The following is an 18,579-nucleotide window of genomic DNA, read 5'->3' as shown; positions in this document are numbered from 1 at the left end:
ATCACGGCGGTCCGGCCTTGTATCCCACTCCTCGAACGGTCAGCACCACCTGCGGGTTCTCCGGGTCCTTCTCGACCTTGGCCCGCAGCCGCTGCACGTGGACGTTCACCAGGCGGGTGTCGGCCGGGTGCCGGTAACCCCACACCTGTTCGAGCAGCACATCACGAGTAAAGACCTGACGCGGCTTCCGGGCGAGTGCGACAAGCAGGTCGAACTCCAGCGGCGTCAGCGATATCTGCTCACCCTGACGGGTCACCTTGTGGGCCGGCACGTCGATGTCGACGTCGGCGATGGACAGCATCTCTGCCGGCTCATCGTCGTTGCGGCGCAACCGCGCCCGCACCCGCGCCACCAGCTCCTTCGGCTTGAACGGCTTCATGACGTAGTCGTCGGCGCCGGACTCCAGGCCCAGGACCACGTCGACCGTGTCAGTCTTGGCGGTCAGCATGACGATCGGCACGCCCGAGTCGGCGCGCAGCACACGGCACACGTCGATGCCGTTCATCCCAGGCAGCATGAGGTCCAACAGCACCAGATCGGGGCGCAGCTCACGGACCGCAGTCAGCGCCTGGCTGCCGTCACCGATGACGGCGGTGTCGAAGCCTTCGCCCCGCAGCACGATGGTGAGCATCTCGGCCAGAGATGGGTCGTCGTCGACGACCAGAATGCGTTGCCTCATGGCGTCCATGGTGTCACCAGATCGCGATAAAGCCGTGATCTCCGATGGGTGTTTTGCCACTTGCCTGACAACTCGCCGGTAAACGACCCGACCGGATCAGCCCAGCAGCGTCGTGGCCAACTCCCCCGGGTCCACGTCCGGAGCGACCAAAGCCCAACGGCCGACCCAATTTTCAGCCGCCAGCGCGGTGTAAACCGCAGCTGTGCGGTCTTGCAGACCCCCGTCGCGCTCGTAGGCGTCCCGAGTCCGGGCGGCGTCCTGAGCTTCCCGGCGCGCCGCCCTTTCCGCGGCGAGGCCGGTCGGCACGTTCAGATAGAGCTGCCAGTCCGGCACCGGCAACGCCAACCGCTCGAACTCCAGCTGCCGCACCCAGGCCACGACGTCGCCGTCCGCGTCCTGATGCAGCCGCGCCGCGCTGTACGCGGCGTTGGAAGCGACGTACCGATCCAGGATCACAACATCATGCGCGTCGTTCATCGCTGCGATCTCAGCCTTGGCGCCCGCGCGGTCGAGCGCGAACAGCATCGCCATGGCATACACCGAGTCGGCGAGATCCCCGTGGCGGCCGTGCAGCGCCTCGGCAGCGATGTCCGCCTCGACCGAACGGCCGTACCGCGGGAACGCCACAGAGGTCACCGACTTGCCGCGGGCCTCGAACTGCGCCCGCAACCCTTGGGTCAGAGTGTTCTTTCCTGCACCGTCCACGCCTTCGATTGCGATCAGCACGTGGCGAGACTAATTGCTCAATCCGATATATCTGTTGCGCGACCTCGCAGAAACATCGCAGAAATCGTGCGGTGACGGCGGATCAGTACTTTCGCGCGATGGCGACCAAGATCGAACCACCCAAAAGCGAGATGATCCGACTCGCCACCAAGGCACCTTGGTACACGTCGCTCTTCGTGCAACTGCTCGTCGCGATCATCGCCGGGATCTTGGTCGGCTGGTTGCAGCCGAAAGTCGGCGCCGACCTCAAGCCGTTCGCCGACGGCTTCATAAAGCTGATCAAAATGCTGATCGCGCCGATCATCTTCTGCACCGTCGTGCTGGGAATCGCGCACGTCGGTGATCTCAAATCAGTCGGCCGAATCGGCGTGAAAGCGTTGATCTACTTCGAGGTGGTGACCACCTTCGCGCTGCTCTTCGGTCTGGTGATCGGCAACGTCGTCAAACCCGGGGCAGGTTTCCATGTCGACGCCGCCACCCTGGCGACCGGGGCCGACGCAATCGCGAAGAAGACGCAGAACAAGGAATTGCCGCACACCGCCGATTTTCTGCTGAACATCATCCCGGAGTCGGTGTTCAAGGCGTTCACCGAGAACAATCTGCTCCAGGTGCTGTTCTTCGCCGTCTTGTTCGGGCTGGCGTTGGCAAAGTTCGGCGAGAAGGGCCCGCCCGTCGTCCTCGAAATCGTCGACCATCTGAGCCACCTGTTCTTCACCGTCATCGGCTGGGTGATGCGACTTGCGCCGATCGGCGCATTCGGGGCAATGGCCTACATCATCGGCCAGTACGGCATCGGCTCCCTGGGGAGTTTCGCCAAGCTGATCGGCGCTTGCTATCTCGCCGCCGTCCTCTTCATCTTGGTCCTCGGGGTCGTTGCAAAGGTCTTCGCCGGGGTCAACCTGTACAGATTCTTGGTCTACATCAAGGATGAGTTGTTCCTTGCCCTGGGCACCGCTTCCACCGAGGTCGTGTTGCCGCGGATCATGTCCAAGCTGACCAATGCCGGTTGTTCACGCACCACGACAGGTCTGGTGGTGCCGACCGGCTACTCGTTCAATCTCGACGGAGCGACTCTCTACCTCTCGATCTGTGTGCTGTTCCTGGCCCAGGCATTGGGCGTGAACCTGAGCGTTGGTGAGCAGATCACCGCGGTGCTGGTGCTGATGCTGACATCGAAGGGCATGGCCGGAGTTCCCGGCTCGTCATTCCTCGCCCTGTCAGCGACCGTCGCCGCCATCGGCCACGGGTCCATCCCGGTCGCCGCGGTAGCGCTACTCCTGGGCGCCGACCGCATCATGGACTCGATGCGCGTCACGGTGAACCTCCTGGGCAACTGCGTCGCGACGTTCGTGGTGGCCGCTTGGGAGGGACAGCTCGACAAAGACCGTCTGCGCAAGGTCCTCGACGGCCAAGAAGTTCCCCCGCTCGACGACCCTGACCCCATGCAGGCCACCTGATCGATATACAGCTCAGGATCTGTCCGCCGACTTGTCCGCGTGGGCAGGTTTGAGTTCGGCTACGGCGTAGCGACCAAATGCGCGGGCACCCATCTGAATATCGGGCGTGGAATTCGGCTGACAAAGGATCCCCGTCGGCATTCCCATACCTGAATACCCCTGAAAGTCTTGCTTTTTCAGGGGTATTCATGCGCCACTCACAGTGGTGGTGGGATGTCACTGTCCGCGGGCGGGTGTTCGGTCGTCTCCTGCGATTGCTGTTGTTCTTCGGCCTGGCGGGCGGCTTCGCGCTCTTCGCGTTCTTTACGTTGGCGGGCGGCGGCTTCTTGCGCGGCCGCTATCTCTCGCAGCTCGGCTTCGTTGAGGGCGCGTTCGTAGGCGATCTGCTCCGCCACGTTCTGGGCGCGCGTGCGGCGCCGGACGGGCATCATGACGCCCCGGCCGGGCGCCGGTGTGGTGTCCAGATCGGTGTCGTCCGGTGGCGGGCCGTCCGGTAGCGGTGTGTCGGTCACCTTGTGCGGGAACAGGATTCGACTTCCAGGCACGCTGATATACGTGTGGCCGGTGGGCGCCGTCCACACAATTGCCCCGTCAGCTTGTTGTCGGTCCTGCCAGCCGCCGGGGCCGCCGTAAAAAGTTTTCAGTAAGTGGTGCTTGCGGCACTTGGGGCTCAGGTTGCCCGGATGCGTCGGCCCCGCCGGCCAGGGGATGGTGTGGTCGATGTCGCTGGTGGTGGCGGGATGATCGCAGCCGGGGAACATGCACGCCATGGCCCGCATGCGGACGAATTCGTCCATCGCGGCCGACGGCCGGTACCGCGGCACCCTACCCAGATCGGTGGCCGAAGCGACGGTGCGGACCTTGGCGCCGCGAGCCACCAGGTCAGCCAGCATCGTTGGCGGCACCACACCGCCGCCGAGGATATAGCCGACCGGGGTGCGCACCGGAGCAGGAGGCCGCGCAGGTGACGTAACTGGCTCGGGCGCGGTGTTGCTCAACGGTGCGGACGCCGGGGCCGCAGTGTGCGTGGTCGTGGCGGCCGGCACTGGCATGGGCGCCATCTCGGGCACGACCTGATCCACCAGCTCAGGCTGGGGTGCAGGTTCCGGCATCGGCTCAGGCGCCGGTGCGGTCAGGGGCGCGGCCAGATCCCCGCCGAGCAGCGGATCAGCCACCGGCGCCGGCAACGCATCGGTGAGCACGTGAATCACCACCGCGGTGGCCCGGGCGTCAGGGCCGGCGGCCGGGCAGTCTGGGGCACCGCATTGGCAGGCCAACCGGTCGCCCCGGGCCGCCAGCACCCCCAGCGCATCGGCGCGGCGCTGGGCGAACGTGCGCGGATCGCCCGCGCACACTTGCCGGGCCATCTCGGTCAGCACCCGATCCAACAGCTCGGCATCGGTGGCCAACAGCGCACCCCAAATGGACGCCACCCCGGTCTCATCATCAGGCTTGCCCACCCCGACCCCACGGCGCCGGGCTGCCGAGCGGACCTTCAGCACCGCGGCCGGATCGAACTTCTGCACCCAGCCGTCGATCTTCTTCTCAATCTTCTTGCGCGACAACCCCACCCACTCACACAACGCCCCCGCCAACGCGGCATCAATGACCGCCAGGGTGTTGGGGTCCTCCACCAGACGGGTGCGCCAACAGATCGTGCCCACCGTCCGCGCCGACACCCCACCGTCGGCGAACACCGCCGCCACCTTCGGCAACCGGAACCGCAACGCGACAGCCATCGACAACTGCCCCGACGCTTCACGCTTCCCGATCCCCAGCGCCGCACCAACCTCGGCGACCGCGGCATCCCACCCATCGCAGGCCCACCACTGCCGGCCACCTTGGTCATCGACACGCAACATCGCCAGATCTGCGATGGCCCGGAATTTCCCGCACTCAGCGATGTTCGACACCCGCGCGTAGTGGACCATAGAGTCGACCACAGAGACGTCGTGCACGAGAACCCCCGTGCCATCAACGCCCACATGCTCGAACATGTGTTCGAGTCTACTCCGATCTACTGCTTCATACTGCTTCAAACTTTCTGGCAGGCACAGATTGTGAATGAATCGTGCTCTGTGGATAAATCAGAATCCCAGCCAGAAGAGGTTTCGCGATGGTGCGGTCACGACGAACGAAAATCCCACCAAGCCCTCGCCGACCGCACTCCCAAACAGGCCTACCTAAACTCGCGGAACCCACAAATCCTGCCAATTTCTTGACGCAAGACACCGAGATCCGACACCTGTCACGAAAACGCCCGACACATCGATAAACCGTTCAGGACACAATCGAACGCTTACCACCGCTCCTACGTGTCATTGGGTATAGGACCGGAAGGACCCTGAGATGCGTACTGCATTGATGACTCTCATAGCTCTCACCGCAACTGGTGCCATCCTGTCCCCCGCCGCGCCGGCGGCAGCAGAGCCTGCGATCGTCACGATCGGCCGGTTGGAGGCCGAGGGATTCCATGTCAACGTCGACCGGGTGGGCGCCGCGCCGATGGATCGGTGTGTGGTTACCAGCATCCGTAACCCGCAGGAGGAGACGAGGCTCATTCGCGTTGACAACGGCCACGGCCGCGACGTCGTTGTCCCCATCGTGGTGCGGCGGACCATCACGGTGTCACTGGATTGCACCAAATAGCCGAGAAAATAACGGCTTTCAGTTCGCGATCACCGGCAACGTGATCGATGACGGATGCGCCGGATCGTGCAGGATGGTCTGCGTCGCCACGACAGTCGCGGCGTCGCGGCCGAACGGCGCCCCGGTGTTCGGGTTGGGTGCAAACTGCGGGTAGTCGCTGCTGGAGATCTCGAGCCGCACCCGGTCCCCCGCACTGAGTTGGTAACTGGTGGGCCAGATTTGGATGTGGTACTGGTACGGCTGCCCGGGCACGATCGGCGTGGGCGCCGACAGCGAATCCCGGAACGACGCCCGCACAATCCCGTTGTTGAGGTTGACGGCGGTGCCGTCGGGCTTGACGACCACCAGCTTTGCCGTGAAATCGGTATCCACGGCCGAGGATTGGGCCCACAGCGTCACGGTGGACGGCCCGGTGATCTCGGCGTCTTGGGCCACCGGATCGCCCGTGTAGACCAGCACATCGGAACGCTGCTCCACCGGCGTCTGGTCATAGGGACCCTGTGGACCGGACTTCGCACCGCAACAGGAATGCCCGCCCACACTCGGTGCCGGATTCAGCGGGTCATAGGTGTAGGTGTCGGGAGGCTGCGCCGCCGGCAACACCGGCAACAGCTTGCCGCCGCGGTCTGCGATGCCCCCGGCCCCGGACAGGTAGTAGTTGATCCATTGCGTCTGCGGCAGGGGCCAATTGGTGGCGGTCTTCCAGGTGTTGGCACCCATGGCGAAGTAGTCGACGCGCGGCTTGCCCGCCACACCGTTGTCGACGCCCTTCAAGAAGTGGTCGAACCAAGCCAGCATCAGCTCATTGATGGGGCTGTTACCTACCGCCCCAATGTCTTTGAGCATCGGCGCGGGCTCGGAATCGGGACGCCCCCACGCGACGTGATCCCAGGGCCCGATCACCAAACGTTGGTTCGCACGCGCAAAGTCGTTGCCGCCGTGAGCCACCATCCCGGCGAAGTTCTCTACGCCGCCGGCCAGGAAGGCGTCGTACCAACCCTCGAAGTGCAGCACCGGAATTCGTACCGCCGGATACCGATCACGGATGCTGAGCTGCTGCCAGAAGGCGTCGCGCGTGTTGTGCCGGACCCAGTCGAAGTACCACGGCGCCACCGCCGGATTGTGGGGCTGCATCGGCGGAAGGTCCTGCTGCGGGCGGAAATTCAACCACCGCGTCGGATCGGCTGCCGCGTCCCGCAACAGCCGCTGCGCTTCGGCATCCCGACGGTTCTCGGCGGCACTGAGCGCGATCGACTCGATGGCCCACGGCTGTACGAATGCCAGGCGGAACTCGCCGCCCTCGTAGGTCCAACCGTCGTAGTAGTCGGACGCCGTATTGGCCGGCGCGATCGTGACCAGATGCGGCGGGGCCGTCACCGCTGCAAGCCATTGCGTCGCACCGACATACGACGATCCGTACATGGCGACCTTGCCGTTCGCCCCCGGCAGACCGGCGGCCCACTCGACGGTGTCGTAACCGTCGGCCATGTCGTTGGTGAACTCACTGAACACCCCGCCGGAACTCCCCTGGCCCCGAACATCCTGCACCACAACGAGATAACAATGCGAAGCGAACCAGTCGGGTGGCTGGTACCGGTCGGGCGACGTCTGCGCCCCGGACTTGCCGTACTGAGTGCGCATCAGCAGCACCGGCACGGGGTCGGAGGTGCGCGGGCGATAGACATCAGCGCGCAGCACGACACCGTCGCGCATGGACGCGCCGACATCGCGTTCGGTATCGACGGCGCACGAGCCCCGACCCGCTGCAGCAGGAAATGGAGAGCCGGGCGGGCGGTCCGCACCGCAGGCAGCCAGCAGGGCCAGCACCACCGTGAACACCGTCAGGCGGATCAGCGCACGCACGCTCCCACGCTAGTACCTCGCCGAACCTGGCGGTTACGGCAGGACGCGTCCACCTGACGTCGTCGTCAGCACCAGGATGTTGTGGTCTCGGTCGAGGAACGCCTGGGTGGACATGGTTGGGCTGGAGAACAGCTTGTTCAGCTCAGGACCAGCCAGGTATGGACCGTCCGGCAACTCCGATTGCAGGACCTTCTGCACCGTCGGTTGCCGGTCGGTGGCGACCGGGTGGTACTCCGCCAACAGCCGAGAGGTCTCGGCAGGCGACAGTTTGATCACCGCGTCGATCCAGTTCACCTTGCCGGCCTGGCTGGGATCGCCGCTGTTGTTCCAGCTGACCCACACCGCTTCGTCGGGCTTGCGCAATTGCGGGAACCGCCAGATCAATTGCTGCATATCGTGCCGAACCATCTGAGGCGGAATTGGCGGGCTCTTCACCGTCTGCGAAGCAGTGCCGAAGACGTCCAGGCTGCCGAGGTTGATGCTGTCACAGCCGGTCGACGCCGCCCCGACCACAGCCAGCAACGCAATGACTGTTCCCCATCGGTTCTTCCGCATGGCCGACATCCGTTCACGAGGGTGCCCTGGTATGCAGAAATTCTACCGCTGATATCCGAATCGCCAGCGGATCTTTCAGCAAACACGAAAAATGTGCCGTGCGACCCGCAATTTCGATCTAGCCCATTAGGCAGGCTCCAACCGTTGCCATCAGCTAATTCACCCAGATGTGCCGGTTCGAACGTCCCACGGCCCTGCACGAACAAGCAAAAACCCCCGATTCCCGAGGGAAAAGGGGGTTTTCGCGTGTGCTCGCGCGAGAAGCGCAAACGGACTCAGTAGCGGTAGTGCTCCGGCTTGTACGGGCCGTCGACGTCGACGCCGATGTACTCGGCCTGTTCCTTGCTGAGCTTGGTCAGCGTGCCGCCGAGAGCCTCGACGTGGATGCGCGCGACCTTCTCGTCGAGGTGCTTGGCAAGGCGGTAGACCTCGTTGTCGTACTCGTCGTTCTTGGTCCACAGCTCGATCTGAGCGATGACCTGGTTGGAGAACGAGTTCGACATCACGAACGACGGGTGGCCGGTGGCGTTGCCCAGGTTGAGCAGACGGCCCTCGGACAGCACGATGATCGACTTGCCGGTGTCGCCGAAGGTCCACAGATCCACCTGCGGCTTGATGTTCAGCTTGGTGGCGCCCGACTTCTCCAGGGCAGCCATGTCGATCTCGTTGTCGAAGTGGCCGATGTTGCCCAGGATGGCCTTGTCCTTCATGGCCTTCATGTGCTCGAGCAGGATGATGTCCTTGTTGCCCGTCGAGGTGACGACGATGTCGGCGTTGCCGATTGCCTCCTCAACGGTCACGACGTCGAACCCGTCCATCAGCGCCTGCAGCGCGTTGATCGGGTCGATCTCGGTGACCTGCACGCGGGCGCCCTGGCCGGCGAGCGACTCGGCGCAGCCCTTGCCGACGTCGCCGTAACCACAGATCAGCACCTTCTTGCCACCGATCAGCACATCGGTGCCGCGGTTGATGCCGTCGATCAGCGAATGGCGGGTGCCGTACTTGTTGTCGAACTTGCTCTTGGTGACCGAGTCGTTGACATTGATGGCCGGGAACGCCAGTTCACCGGCAGCGGCGAACTGGTACAGGCGCAGCACGCCCGTGGTGGTCTCCTCGGTGACACCCTTGACCGACTCCGCGATCTTGGTCCACTTGGTCTTGTCGTTCTCGAAGCCGCTGCGAACCAGCTCCAGGAAAACCTTCCATTCGGCCGAGTCGTCTTCCTCGGCCGGAGGCACGACGCCCGCCTTCTCCCACTGCGCGCCGCGCAGCACGAGCATGGTGGCGTCGCCACCGTCATCGAGGATCATGTTGCAGGGCTCGCCGTCCCAGGTGAGCATCTGCTCGGCGGCCCACCAGTACTCCTCCAGCGTCTCGCCCTTCCAGGCGAAGACGGGGGTGCCCTTGGGCTCCTCGACGGTGCCGTGCGGGCCGACGACGACGGCCGCGGCCGCGTGGTCCTGGGTGGAGAAGATGTTGCACGACGCCCAGCGCACTTCAGCGCCCAGAGCGGTCAGCGTCTCGATCAACACCGCGGTCTGCACGGTCATGTGCAGCGAGCCGGAGATGCGCGCACCCTTGAGCGGCTGGACATCGTGGTACTCACGGCGCAGCGCCATCAGGCCGGGCATCTCGTGCTCGGCGAGGCGAATCTCCTTGCGGCCGAACTCGGCCTCGGACAGGTCGGCAACCTTGTAGTCGATGCCGTTACGGACGTCTGCCTTCAATTCCGTCATGGATTAGAGCCCCATTCATTCGTTCCACTGAAGTGACCCCATGGCCTGCGGGCTCGCGGGACAGGCGCCAAGAAATCTTCTCGAATGGCGCGCTGACGGCTACGGGGTGTCTCTACTACCGTAACGGTCCGCGAACGGCGTCATGAGCCGGGCCAGGTCAGCGGCCACATCGTGGTCCGCTTCCGGCGGCATTGACACGTAACTGATCGCCAGCCGGACGATCGCGCGAGCCAGCACCCCGGCATCTTCGTCGGAAATCTGCACCCAACTGCCGCAGAAAGCCTCGGTAAGGCGCTGCGAGCAGTGCGAGATGATCGGCGCGCTGTCGGTGGTGATGATCTGCAGCAGGTCCGGCTTTGCGACACCGGTCAGCAACGAGATGACCAGCGGGTCGGACGCCGATTCGGTGAAGAACGTCCGGAAGCCCTGCAGGAACGCCGCATGAATGTCACCGACGTTGGCATAGATGGCGTGCTCGACGGCGTCGACCAGGCGGTCGGCGAGGCGCATCGCGTAGCCCTCGGCCAGCCCCTGCCGTGAACCGAATTCGTTGTAGATGGTCTGCCGGCTGATCCCGGCAGCGCGGGCGACATCCGACAGCGTGATCGACGACCAGTCCTTGGCCAGCAACAGCTCTCGCATGCCGTCCAGGATCGAGTGCCGCAGCAGGACCCGCGAGGCCTCGGCGTACGGCACCCGAGGTGCCGCGGGGCGCGGCACCTCGGGTCCGTCCGGTACTGCGGCCGCAGCGGTCACGACGCCACGACCTCCACCATTTCGAAGTCGGCCTTGGCGGCGCCGCAGTCCGGGCAGCTCCAGTCCTCGGGGATGTCGGCCCAGCGGGTGCCCGGGGCGATGCCGTCTTCCGGCCAGCCCTTCTCTTCGTCGTACTCGAAGCCGCACTGCAGGCAGACGAACTTCTTGAACGGCTCGCTCATGAACTCACTCCTACTCCGTCATTTCCCGTCGCTTCGCTCGCCCTGGCCTCGAAATCGACCTTCTCGAGGACGGCGCAGTCCGGGCAGCACCAGTCGTCGGGGATATCGTCCCACGCCGTGCCGGCCGGAAATCCTTCGCGCGGTGCCCCTTTGGCCTCGTCATAGACATAACTACAGCCCGGGCAGACGTACGCGCTCATACTCAAGCCACCTGCTCTGCGCGCGAGCGCTCATCGCCGACACCTGCTCCGTACTTGGCCATCACCTTGTCGCGCACCCGCGGGTGGACGTTGACCCTGGTCATGTCGCCGTCGTAGTGCTCGATGACCCGGTGGTCCATCATCCGGCGCCACAGCGGCGGGATGTAGGTCAGACCGATCAGGGTGGCGTAGCCGCTGGGCAGGTTCGGCGCGCCGTCGATGCTGCGCAGGGTCTGGTAGCGCCGCGTCGGGTTGGCGTGGTGGTCACTGTGGCGCTGCAGGTGATAGAGGAACAGGTTGGTGACGATGTGGTCGGAGTTCCAGCTGTGCACCGGGGCGCAGCGCTCGTAGCGGCCACTCTCGGTCTTCTGCCGCAGCAGACCGTAGTGCTCCAGGTAGTTCACCGACTCGAGCAGGCTGAATCCGTAGATGCCCTGGATGAGGACGAACGGGATGAGCGCCGGGCCGAACACCGCGATCAGGATGCCGAAGAACACCAGCGACATGAGCCACGCGTTGAGGACGTCGTTCTTGAGGTAGGTGCGGGGATCCCACGGGCTGCATCCGAGGCGACGGATGCGCTGGGCTTCGAGCTCGAGGGAGGATTTCAGGGCGCCCCACACCGTGCGCGGCAGGAACTCCCAGAAGTTCTCACCGAAGCGGGCCGAGGCGGGGTCCTCCGGGGTGGCGACGCGGACGTGGTGGCCGCGGTTGTGCTCGATGTAGAAGTGGCCGTAGAACGTCTGCGCCAGCGTGATCTTGGCCAGCCAGCGCTCCAGATTCTCCTTCTTGTGCCCCATCTCGTGCGCGGTGTTGATACCGACACCACCCAGCACGCCGACCGACAGCGCGACGCCGAGCTTGGCCCACCAGGCCAGCCCGCCCTCGAAGCCGAGCCAGCTCAGGTCCTTGGCGGTGAACAGGTACGCACCGAGGATGACGCTGGCGTACTGGAAGGGGATGTAGGCGTACGTGCAGTAGCGGTAGTACTTGTCATTCGCCAACTGCTCCATCATCTCGTCGGGCGGGTTCTCCCCGTCGGGCCCGAACTTCAGATCGAGGATCGGCAGCAGCACGTAGAGCAGACCGGGACCGATCCACAACGGCACCTGCGCCGCCGCGTGCCAACCTGCCTGGTTCAGCGCCCAGATCAGCGGGAGCATCACGAACAGCGCCGTGGGCGCGATCAGGCCCATGAGCCATAGATGACGCTTGCGATCCCGCCACTGCGGGGCGTTGACGTCGGATACCTCGACTGACACGGGTCCACCTCCATTGGTTCGCCGACTAGTTGCGACCTTGACTATAGACCGCAATTTGTCGCCGGTCTAGACACCAGAGGCAATTTTGTAAAACGGCTTGTGGCAGCCGTCACCGGTCAGCCGCGGTAGAGGTCGGGCTCGATGTAGATGATGCGGGCGTTCGGCACGGCGGCCCGGATCGCGAACTCGGCGGCATCGATCGTCGCGGCGACGGTCGCCAGGTCGGTCTTCGGGGCCAGCGCGATCTTCACGCCGACGAGCATCTCCTCCGGCCCCAGGTACTGGGTGCGCAGATGGATGACGCGGTCGACGTGCGCCGTCTGCTCCAGTGCGGCGCGGATGGCGCCGGTCTCGTCGACGGTCGCGCCCTCCCCGATCAGCAGGCTCTTCATCTCGACCATCAGGACCACCGCGATGACACCGAGCAGCACACCGATGGCCGCGGTACCGATGCCGTCCCACACCGGGTCACCCGTCAGCATCGACAGGCCGACGCCGCCCAGGGCCAGCACCAGACCGATCAGAGCGCCGCTGTCCTCCAGCAGTACCACCGGCAGCTCCGGGTTACGCGAGGTCCGGATGAACCGCCACCAGCTGCCGGCTCCCTTGAGCGGACGCGATTCCTTCAGCGCGGTGTAGAAGCTGTAGCCCTCGAGGCCGACGGCCACGACCAGGATCGCGACGGCGACGACGGGTGACGACAGCGGCTCGGGGTGGGTGATCTTGTGATAGCCCTCGTACAGCGCGAACATCGCGCCCAGGCTGAACAGGACCAGCGCGACGACGAACGAATAGAAGTAGCGGCTACGGCCGTAGCCGAAGGGATGCAGATGGTCGGCGTCCTTGCGCGCCTGCCGCTGCCCCCACAGCAGCAATCCCTGGTTGGACGTGTCCGCCAGCGAGTGCACCGACTCCGCGAGCATCGACGAACTGCCCGTGACCAGAAAGCCGACGAACTTCGCCGCCGCGATCCCGGCATTGGCCAACAGCGCCGCGACGATCGCGCGCGCACTCCCCGAGGCCGACATGACCTGCCCTTTCGTAGATTTCTAGATCCCGACCGTCGCGCGGAACACCGTCGACGGTTCGTCGGCCACCAGCCGCACGGGCCCTTCCCCGGCTGCGATCCAGGCGGCGGCGCCCTTGTTCAGGGTCAGCTCGCCGCCCGCGGAATGCACCTGCACCCGGCCCTGCGTGCCCAGCAGAATCTGCGGGCCGGCATGCCCGTTGGGTACCTCGACCTCGCCGCCCAATCGATCGCCGTCGATCCGCAGGATCGAGACCGCGAATTCCGAAGCGGGGGTGTCGAAAACTTCCTCGACGCCACCATCGGTCGGCCGCGGATGGACCGGCCGTCCGTCCGTCGGGGTGAAATCGAGCACCCGGAGCAGTTCGGGCACGTCCACGTGCTTGGGCGTCAGACCACCGCGTAACACGTTGTCGGAGTTCGCCATCACCTCGAACCCCAGGCCGTGCAGATAGGCGTGCAGGTTGCCTGCCGGCATGTAGATGCCCTCCCCGGCGACCAGGCTGATGCGGTTCAGGAGTATGGCCGCCAGCACCCCGGCATCACCCGGGTAGCGCTCGCCGAGTTCCAGTACGGTCTTGACCTCGGTCGCGAATTCGGTTGCCCCGGAGCGGATGTAGTTCACCGCACCGTCGAGCGTGGCAGGCACCAGCACGTCCAGATCAGGCTGCGGCAACGTGATCCAGGTGGTGAACACGGCCCGCAGCCCGGCCGCGTCCGACTGGCCGGCCAGCAGGTTGATGTACGGATCGAGATCGGACACCGCCAGCGCCCTCATCAATTCGACGGTGCGCACCACGGGCCGGAAGCCGGCGAGCGCCTCGAACGGGCCGAGGGCCACGATCAACTCGGGCTTGTGGCTGCGGTCCCGGTAATTGCGGTTGCGCGCATTGACGGCAATGCCTTGGCGCTCTTCACGGTTGAAGCCCTCGGCGGCCTGCTCGGCACTCGGGTGCGCCTGCAGCGACAACGGTTCGTCGGCGGCCAGCACCTTCGCCAGGAACGGCAGCACCTCACCGAACCGGGCGCGGACCTCGGGCCCCAACTCACCGTCGGGATCGGCCCGGATGACCTCGAGCAGCGACGCCTCCCCCTGGGGCGTCTCCACTTGCGCCGGGTCGCCGGGGTGCGCACCCAGCCACAGTTCGGCCTCGGGATGCGCTGTCGGACTGGGCCTTCCGGCGAAATCGGCCAGGGCGGTACGCGACCCCCAGGCATAGTTCCTGACGGCGCCTCGTAACAGATGCACTTTGTCTAACCTCGAACCAGTTTCAGGTACACGGCCGTCATCTCCAGCCGTACCGCCAGCATCGCGATCTGTTGTTCCAAACGGCTACCCGGTACCTGCAGCCCCGCATCCGGCACGTCGTCCGCGCTGAGCACGTCGACGTCACCACCGAGGGCGTCCATCCGGGCGATCACGCCGGGGCGCTCCTCATCGGCACACAGCACCACGGTGCGAACCCGGGCCGGCACGGGCCCGTCGATCTCGGGGTCGTGGAAAAGTGCGTCTTCGTAAGACATTTCGACGGTCTGCCGGCCGAGTCCACCGTGCAAGGCCACCAGGGCGTCGGCCCCACCGGTCGCAGTCACGAGTTGATGCGCCACGCGCAGCAGCACCGTCGCAGCGTGGCGGACCAGAGCCAGCATGGCCGCGCCCTCACCGGCGAGCACCACCTGCCGGCCCGATATCCGCTCGGCGAGGTTCTTGGCCGGGTTGGTGAAAAGCTCGCGGGCCGCGCTGTTGCGCAGGGCCTCGGCGTCCAGCTCGTCGGCGAGGGCGTCCAGGTCGATGCGCAGTGCCGGGTCGACGACCATCATCGTGGCGAGCCCCGCGGCCAGGTAGCGGGTGAGACCGAAGTCGTCGGGCACCCCCAGCCGCGGTGGCAGCACCACCGCGCGGCCGGCCGCGGCATCCCGCAACGGACCAACGTCCGGCGCCACCACGATCACCCGCGCACCGCGGCGTACCCCGGTTGCGACCGCGGTCACCAGCGCCGGGTCGGCCGGGTCGTCACCGGCCACCACCACGACATCCAGCGCGCCGATCCACGGCGGCACGTCCGGGGTGACCACGAGCGGGATCGCCGACGTCGCCCCCAGCGCCGCGGCAAGCACGGTGCCCGCCGCACCGGACGCTCCAGATGCGCCGCGCCCGCACACCCAGGTGACGGTGCGCGGACGTTGATCGGAACGCAGCTCGTCGAGTTCGCCTTCAGTGAGCGCCGCGGCGACCGCGCGGGTCTGTGCGCCGGCCATCGACGCCGCCCGCAGCAGGCCGTCGCGGTCGGCGGCGATCAGACCGTCGACGTCGTCGAGGTCCAGGGTCGCCGGGGCGGCACTCATGGGGTCGACGCCCTGATCTGCGCCGCAATGTGTTCGACGATCTGGTCGACTTCCTCGCGGGTACGCGATTCGACGTTGAGCCGCAACAACGGCTCGGTGTTGGAGGTGCGCAGATTGAACCAGCGCCCGCCACCGAGGTCGACGGTCACGCCGTCGAGTTCGTCGGTCGAGGCGATCTCGCTGCCGTACGACGCGATGACCGCCTGCACGCACGCCGGGGCGTCGGCGACGGTGAAGTTGATCTCGCCCGACGCCTCGTACCGCTGGTACTTGGCCATCAGCTCAGACAGCGGGCGATCCTGCTCCCCGAGTGCGGCCAGCACGTGCAGCGCGGCGAGCATGCCGGAGTCGGCACCCCAGAAATCGCGGAAGTAGTAGTGCGCCGAATGCTCACCGCCGAAGATCGCGTTGGTTTCGGCCATCAGCGCCTTGATGTACGAGTGGCCGACGCGCGAGCGCACCGCCTTGCCGCCGCGCTCGGCGATCAGCTCGGGCACCGCGCGCGAGGTGATCAGGTTGTGGATGACGGTCGCGCCGGACTCACGGGCCAGCTCGCGATCGGCGACCAGCGCCGTCACGGCCGAGGGCGATATCGGCTCACCCTTCTCGTCGACCACGAAGCAGCGGTCGGCGTCGCCGTCGAAGGCCAGGCCGATGTCCGCACCGTTCGCGACGACATGCTTCTGCAGATCCACCAAGTTGGCCGGATCCAGCGGGTTGGCCTCGTGGTTGGGGAACGTGCCGTCCAGCTCGAAGTACAACGGCAGCAAGGTGATCGACTCGACCGAGCCCAGCACGGCCGGGGTGGTGTGCCCGCCCATACCGTTTCCGGCGTCGACCGAGACCCGCAGCGGGCGCAGCGCCGACACGTCGACCAGCGAACGCAGGAAGGCGCCGTATTCGTCGAGCACGTCGCGCTCCTCGACCGTGCCGGTGGCGCCGTCATACCCGGGCACGCCGTCCGTGACCTCGCTGGCGACGGTGGCTAGCCCTGTTTCTTTGCCGACGGGCTTCGCACCGGCGCGGCACAACTTGATGCCGTTGTAGGCGGCCGGGTTGTGGCTCGCCGTGAACATGGCGCCCGGGCAATCCAGCAGACCCGAGGCGAAGTAGAGCTGATCGGTGGACGCCAGCCCGATCCGGACCACGTCCAGACCCTGCGCGGTGACCCCGCCCGCGAACGCCGTGGCCAATGACGGTGAGCTGGGCCGCATGTCGTAACCGATCGCCACGCGGGTGGCGCCCTCAGCGCGCATCAACCGGGCAAATGCCCCGCCGACGTCGGCGACGAACGACTCGTCGATCTCCTCGCCGACCAGCCCGCGTACGTCATATGCCTTGATGACGCGCTGTACAGAAGCAGCAGGCCGAGACATAGCCCTCCCGATCTCATCGTTCGCAGACCACTGCATGCCGGGCCTGTTGGAGTCAGCCTATCGGCTGGCTCTTCTGCCCGGGGACGGTCGGTGGGGTTCCGGCAGGAGTTGTGTCGCTAACCCTCAGGTGGGTCGGGCAACACCCGCAGATGCCCGCGCCGACGCCCGTTCTGCTGCGTGCGTGGGACCGGCGGTGCCATGACCGCGCCGCCGTGGGCTCCGGCGTGGCCGCCGGGCAACGGATCGGTGAATCCTGTTGGGATGCCTCCGCGAGACGGCGAATCGCGGCCTTCGCGCACGGCGTCGGCGAGTGCGACGAGGTCGTCGTCGTCAGAGGGCGTGGGCAGCGGACCGGCGTGGCGGACCAGCTCCCACCCCCGGGGCGCGGTGATGCGGCTGGCGTGCGATACGCACAGGTCCCACGAATGCGGCTCCGACGCGGTGGCCAACGGACCTACGACTGCCGTGGAATCCGAGTAGACAAACGTCAGCGTCGCCACGGCGTAGTGCGGGCAACCTGGCCGGCAGCAGCGACGGGGAACATTCACTCGGCGAGATTATCGCGCCGCCGACGCGCCCACCGCCGGACACGCGCGTCACGGGCACGTCGATCTCCAACCGTTACTATCGGCCGATGGCCCACTCGCGTGTGCGCCGCCGTCGCGGCATGCGCGGCCCGCTCCTCCCCCCGACCGTTCCCGGATGGCGCAGTCGCGCCGAGCGATTCGACATGGCGGTGCTGGAGGCCTACGAACCGATCGAACGCCGCTGGAGCAATCGGGTGTCCGGACTCGATGTCGCGGTCGACGAGATCCCACGGATCTCTCCCAAGGATCCGGATGCGATCCAGTGGCCGCCCGAAGTGATCGCCGACGGGCCGGTGGCGCTGGCGCGGCTCATCCCGGCCGGGGTGGATGTTCGGGGTAATTCGACGCGGGCGCGAATTCTTTTGTTCCGCAAGCCCATTGAGCGGCGGGCGAAGGACTCCGTTGACCTCGCCGACCTGCTGCACGAAATTCTGGTGGCGCAGGTAGCCACCTATCTCGGCGTTGAGCCGTCGGTTATCGACCCGACCATCCTGGACGACTAGGCCGGATCCGACGGCGGTGCGTCAGATGACGCCGCGCTTGATCCGCCGGCGCTCACGCTCCGACAGACCGCCCCAGATGCCGAAGCGCTCGTCGTGCGCCAAGGCGTACTCGAGGCACGCGTCGCGCACCTCGCAGCCCAGGCAGATGCGCTTGGCTTCCCGGGTCGAGCCACCCTTCTCGGGGAAGAACGCCTCGGGGTCGGTTTGCGCGCACAGGGCACGCTCCTGCCACTGGTCTTCCATGAGCTCGGGCTCGGTGTCGATGTGCTCGGGCACCAGACTCAGCTGCGGCCGTCCGGCGACGACTTGCTGGACAGGCCCGGTGTTCGTGTGCGGTGCGGTCCCAATAGAGCCGAGCATCCGCCCGTCGAATGGAACGACATGATCGAAATCTGCGTGTTCGTAAGACATTTGCCGCCTCCTCCCCTGCTTTACGTAGTTCTCATATACGGAGTCCAACTACTTGCCCTGCGTGCCGTGAGTGGCGACCAATATTCGAACAAACGGTCGAAACTCGGTCTGCTGCACCGGAACCGGTAAACAAACCGGGAATGACACTGGTGTGATTACACACGGGTTAGCTGCCACGGTCAAGCGGATGAAGCGCATTTCCTACCATCCTGTGACCTGATTACGGCGCGTCGTTACCGCGGCGTGTCGCGATAGTGACCAATA

Annotated in this window: 19 protein-coding genes; 3 read left to right on the top strand and 16 right to left on the bottom strand. The window is 65.9% G+C overall.

Annotated features, from left to right (window positions below):
- Position 1 precedes the first annotated feature (1 nt).
- A complete protein-coding gene (mtrA, locus tag AC3WTE_RS17985; RefSeq protein WP_020102929.1) occupies positions 2–688 on the bottom strand; it encodes a two-component system response regulator MtrA in 687 nt (228 codons plus the stop codon).
- An 87-nt stretch (positions 689–775) separates the two neighbouring features.
- Positions 776–1,405, bottom strand: coding sequence for a dTMP kinase (locus AC3WTE_RS17980; protein WP_492439551.1), 630 nt, complete (start codon positions 1,403–1,405; stop codon positions 776–778).
- Positions 1,406–1,503: 98 nt separating this feature from the next.
- On the opposite strand from AC3WTE_RS17980, the gene dctA reads away from it, so the two are divergent.
- Positions 1,504–2,862, top strand: a complete 1,359-nt coding sequence (gene dctA, locus AC3WTE_RS17975) for a C4-dicarboxylate transporter DctA (RefSeq protein ID WP_492439549.1) — start codon at positions 1,504–1,506, stop codon at positions 2,860–2,862.
- 197 nt (positions 2,863–3,059) lie between these two features.
- On the opposite strand, the gene AC3WTE_RS17970 is transcribed toward dctA, so the two are convergent.
- A complete protein-coding gene (locus AC3WTE_RS17970) occupies positions 3,060–4,859 on the bottom strand; it encodes an HNH endonuclease signature motif containing protein (protein ID WP_492439548.1) in 1,800 nt (599 codons plus the stop codon).
- 352 nt (positions 4,860–5,211) lie between these two features.
- On the opposite strand from AC3WTE_RS17970, the gene AC3WTE_RS17965 reads away from it, so the two are divergent.
- Positions 5,212–5,511 (top strand): hypothetical protein, encoded by a 300-nt coding sequence (locus AC3WTE_RS17965; protein ID WP_492439546.1) that lies wholly within the window; start codon positions 5,212–5,214, stop codon positions 5,509–5,511.
- Between the two features lie 18 nt (positions 5,512–5,529).
- On the opposite strand, the gene AC3WTE_RS17960 is transcribed toward AC3WTE_RS17965, so the two are convergent.
- The 12 genes from AC3WTE_RS17960 to AC3WTE_RS17905 form a co-directional block, all read right to left on the bottom strand.
- Entirely contained in the window at positions 5,530–7,350 is a 1,821-nt protein-coding gene (locus AC3WTE_RS17960) for a CocE/NonD family hydrolase (RefSeq protein ID WP_492439593.1), read from the bottom strand.
- A gap of 57 nt (positions 7,351–7,407) precedes the next feature.
- Positions 7,408–7,929, bottom strand: a complete 522-nt coding sequence (locus AC3WTE_RS17955) for a hypothetical protein (protein ID WP_492439545.1) — start codon at positions 7,927–7,929, stop codon at positions 7,408–7,410.
- A gap of 275 nt (positions 7,930–8,204) precedes the next feature.
- Positions 8,205–9,665 (bottom strand): adenosylhomocysteinase, encoded by a 1,461-nt coding sequence (ahcY, locus tag AC3WTE_RS17950; RefSeq protein ID WP_492439543.1) that lies wholly within the window; start codon positions 9,663–9,665, stop codon positions 8,205–8,207.
- Between the two features lie 99 nt (positions 9,666–9,764).
- Positions 9,765–10,385, bottom strand: coding sequence for a TetR family transcriptional regulator AlkX (alkX, locus tag AC3WTE_RS17945; protein WP_492439592.1), 621 nt, complete (start codon positions 10,383–10,385; stop codon positions 9,765–9,767).
- Between the two features lie 32 nt (positions 10,386–10,417).
- Positions 10,418–10,603 carry a rubredoxin gene (locus AC3WTE_RS17940; RefSeq protein ID WP_061004460.1) on the bottom strand — a complete coding sequence of 62 codons (186 nt, stop codon included), beginning with the start codon at positions 10,601–10,603 and terminating at the stop codon, positions 10,418–10,420.
- Complete coding sequence (locus AC3WTE_RS17935; protein ID WP_492439541.1) at positions 10,600–10,803, bottom strand: rubredoxin; 204 nt, start codon at positions 10,801–10,803, stop codon at positions 10,600–10,602. The genes AC3WTE_RS17940 and AC3WTE_RS17935 overlap by 4 nt, the downstream gene beginning before the upstream one ends.
- Positions 10,804–10,805: 2 nt before the next feature.
- Positions 10,806–12,065, bottom strand: coding sequence for an alkane 1-monooxygenase (locus AC3WTE_RS17930; RefSeq protein WP_492439540.1), 1,260 nt, complete (start codon positions 12,063–12,065; stop codon positions 10,806–10,808).
- A 116-nt stretch (positions 12,066–12,181) separates the two neighbouring features.
- Positions 12,182–13,093: a cation diffusion facilitator family transporter gene (locus tag AC3WTE_RS17925; protein ID WP_492439538.1), complete on the bottom strand. Its 912-nt coding sequence runs from the start codon at positions 13,091–13,093 to the stop codon at positions 12,182–12,184.
- A 21-nt stretch (positions 13,094–13,114) separates the two neighbouring features.
- Positions 13,115–14,341, bottom strand: a complete 1,227-nt coding sequence (gene manA, locus AC3WTE_RS17920) for a mannose-6-phosphate isomerase, class I (protein ID WP_492439537.1) — start codon at positions 14,339–14,341, stop codon at positions 13,115–13,117.
- A gap of 5 nt (positions 14,342–14,346) precedes the next feature.
- Positions 14,347–15,438, bottom strand: coding sequence for a TobH protein (locus tag AC3WTE_RS17915; protein ID WP_492439535.1), 1,092 nt, complete (start codon positions 15,436–15,438; stop codon positions 14,347–14,349).
- Positions 15,435–16,814 carry a phosphomannomutase/phosphoglucomutase gene (locus tag AC3WTE_RS17910; protein ID WP_492439533.1) on the bottom strand — a complete coding sequence of 460 codons (1,380 nt, stop codon included), beginning with the start codon at positions 16,812–16,814 and terminating at the stop codon, positions 15,435–15,437. The genes AC3WTE_RS17915 and AC3WTE_RS17910 overlap by 4 nt, the downstream gene beginning before the upstream one ends.
- Positions 16,815–16,930: 116 nt before the next feature.
- Positions 16,931–17,362, bottom strand: coding sequence for a DUF3499 domain-containing protein (locus AC3WTE_RS17905; RefSeq protein WP_492439532.1), 432 nt, complete (start codon positions 17,360–17,362; stop codon positions 16,931–16,933).
- Between the two features lie 119 nt (positions 17,363–17,481).
- On the opposite strand from AC3WTE_RS17905, the gene AC3WTE_RS17900 reads away from it, so the two are divergent.
- Positions 17,482–17,904: a metallopeptidase family protein gene (locus tag AC3WTE_RS17900; protein ID WP_492439590.1), complete on the top strand. Its 423-nt coding sequence runs from the start codon at positions 17,482–17,484 to the stop codon at positions 17,902–17,904.
- A 21-nt stretch (positions 17,905–17,925) separates the two neighbouring features.
- Here AC3WTE_RS17900 and AC3WTE_RS17895 read toward each other — a convergent pair whose 3' ends face one another.
- Positions 17,926–18,147, bottom strand: a complete 222-nt coding sequence (locus AC3WTE_RS17895; RefSeq protein WP_459370443.1) for a WhiB family transcriptional regulator — start codon at positions 18,145–18,147, stop codon at positions 17,926–17,928.
- Between the last annotated feature and the right edge of the window lie 432 nt (positions 18,148–18,579).

It is taken from the genome of Mycobacterium sp. FW102-FHT13B02 (assembly GCF_058790275.1).
Note: the sequence above shows the minus strand (reverse complement) of the source record. Positions and strands in the feature narration are given on the sequence as shown.

Bases quoted from the DNA above. Each gene is read 5' to 3' on its own strand.
- AC3WTE_RS17935 (WP_492439541.1), bottom strand. From the start codon at position 10,803: ATGAGCGCGTACGTCTGCCCGGGCTGTAGTTATGTCTATGACGAGGCC.
- ahcY (WP_492439543.1), bottom strand. From the start codon at position 9,665: ATGACGGAATTGAAGGCAGACGTCCGTAACGGCATCGACTACAAGGTT.
- AC3WTE_RS17915 (WP_492439535.1), bottom strand. From the start codon at position 15,438: ATGAGTGCCGCCCCGGCGACCCTGGACCTCGACGACGTCGACGGTCTG.
- AC3WTE_RS17965 (WP_492439546.1), top strand. From the start codon at position 5,212: ATGCGTACTGCATTGATGACTCTCATAGCTCTCACCGCAACTGGTGCC.
- mtrA (WP_020102929.1), bottom strand. From the start codon at position 688: ATGGACGCCATGAGGCAACGCATTCTGGTCGTCGACGACGACCCATCT.
- AC3WTE_RS17900 (WP_492439590.1), top strand. From the start codon at position 17,482: ATGCGCGGCCCGCTCCTCCCCCCGACCGTTCCCGGATGGCGCAGTCGC.
- dctA (WP_492439549.1), top strand. From the start codon at position 1,504: ATGGCGACCAAGATCGAACCACCCAAAAGCGAGATGATCCGACTCGCC.
- AC3WTE_RS17955 (WP_492439545.1), bottom strand. From the start codon at position 7,929: ATGCGGAAGAACCGATGGGGAACAGTCATTGCGTTGCTGGCTGTGGTC.
- AC3WTE_RS17970 (WP_492439548.1), bottom strand. From the start codon at position 4,859: ATGTTCGAGCATGTGGGCGTTGATGGCACGGGGGTTCTCGTGCACGAC.
- AC3WTE_RS17895 (WP_459370443.1), bottom strand. From the start codon at position 18,147: ATGGAAGACCAGTGGCAGGAGCGTGCCCTGTGCGCGCAAACCGACCCC.
- AC3WTE_RS17925 (WP_492439538.1), bottom strand. From the start codon at position 13,093: ATGTCGGCCTCGGGGAGTGCGCGCGCGATCGTCGCGGCGCTGTTGGCC.
- AC3WTE_RS17940 (WP_061004460.1), bottom strand. From the start codon at position 10,603: ATGAGCGAGCCGTTCAAGAAGTTCGTCTGCCTGCAGTGCGGCTTCGAG.
- AC3WTE_RS17910 (WP_492439533.1), bottom strand. From the start codon at position 16,814: ATGTCTCGGCCTGCTGCTTCTGTACAGCGCGTCATCAAGGCATATGAC.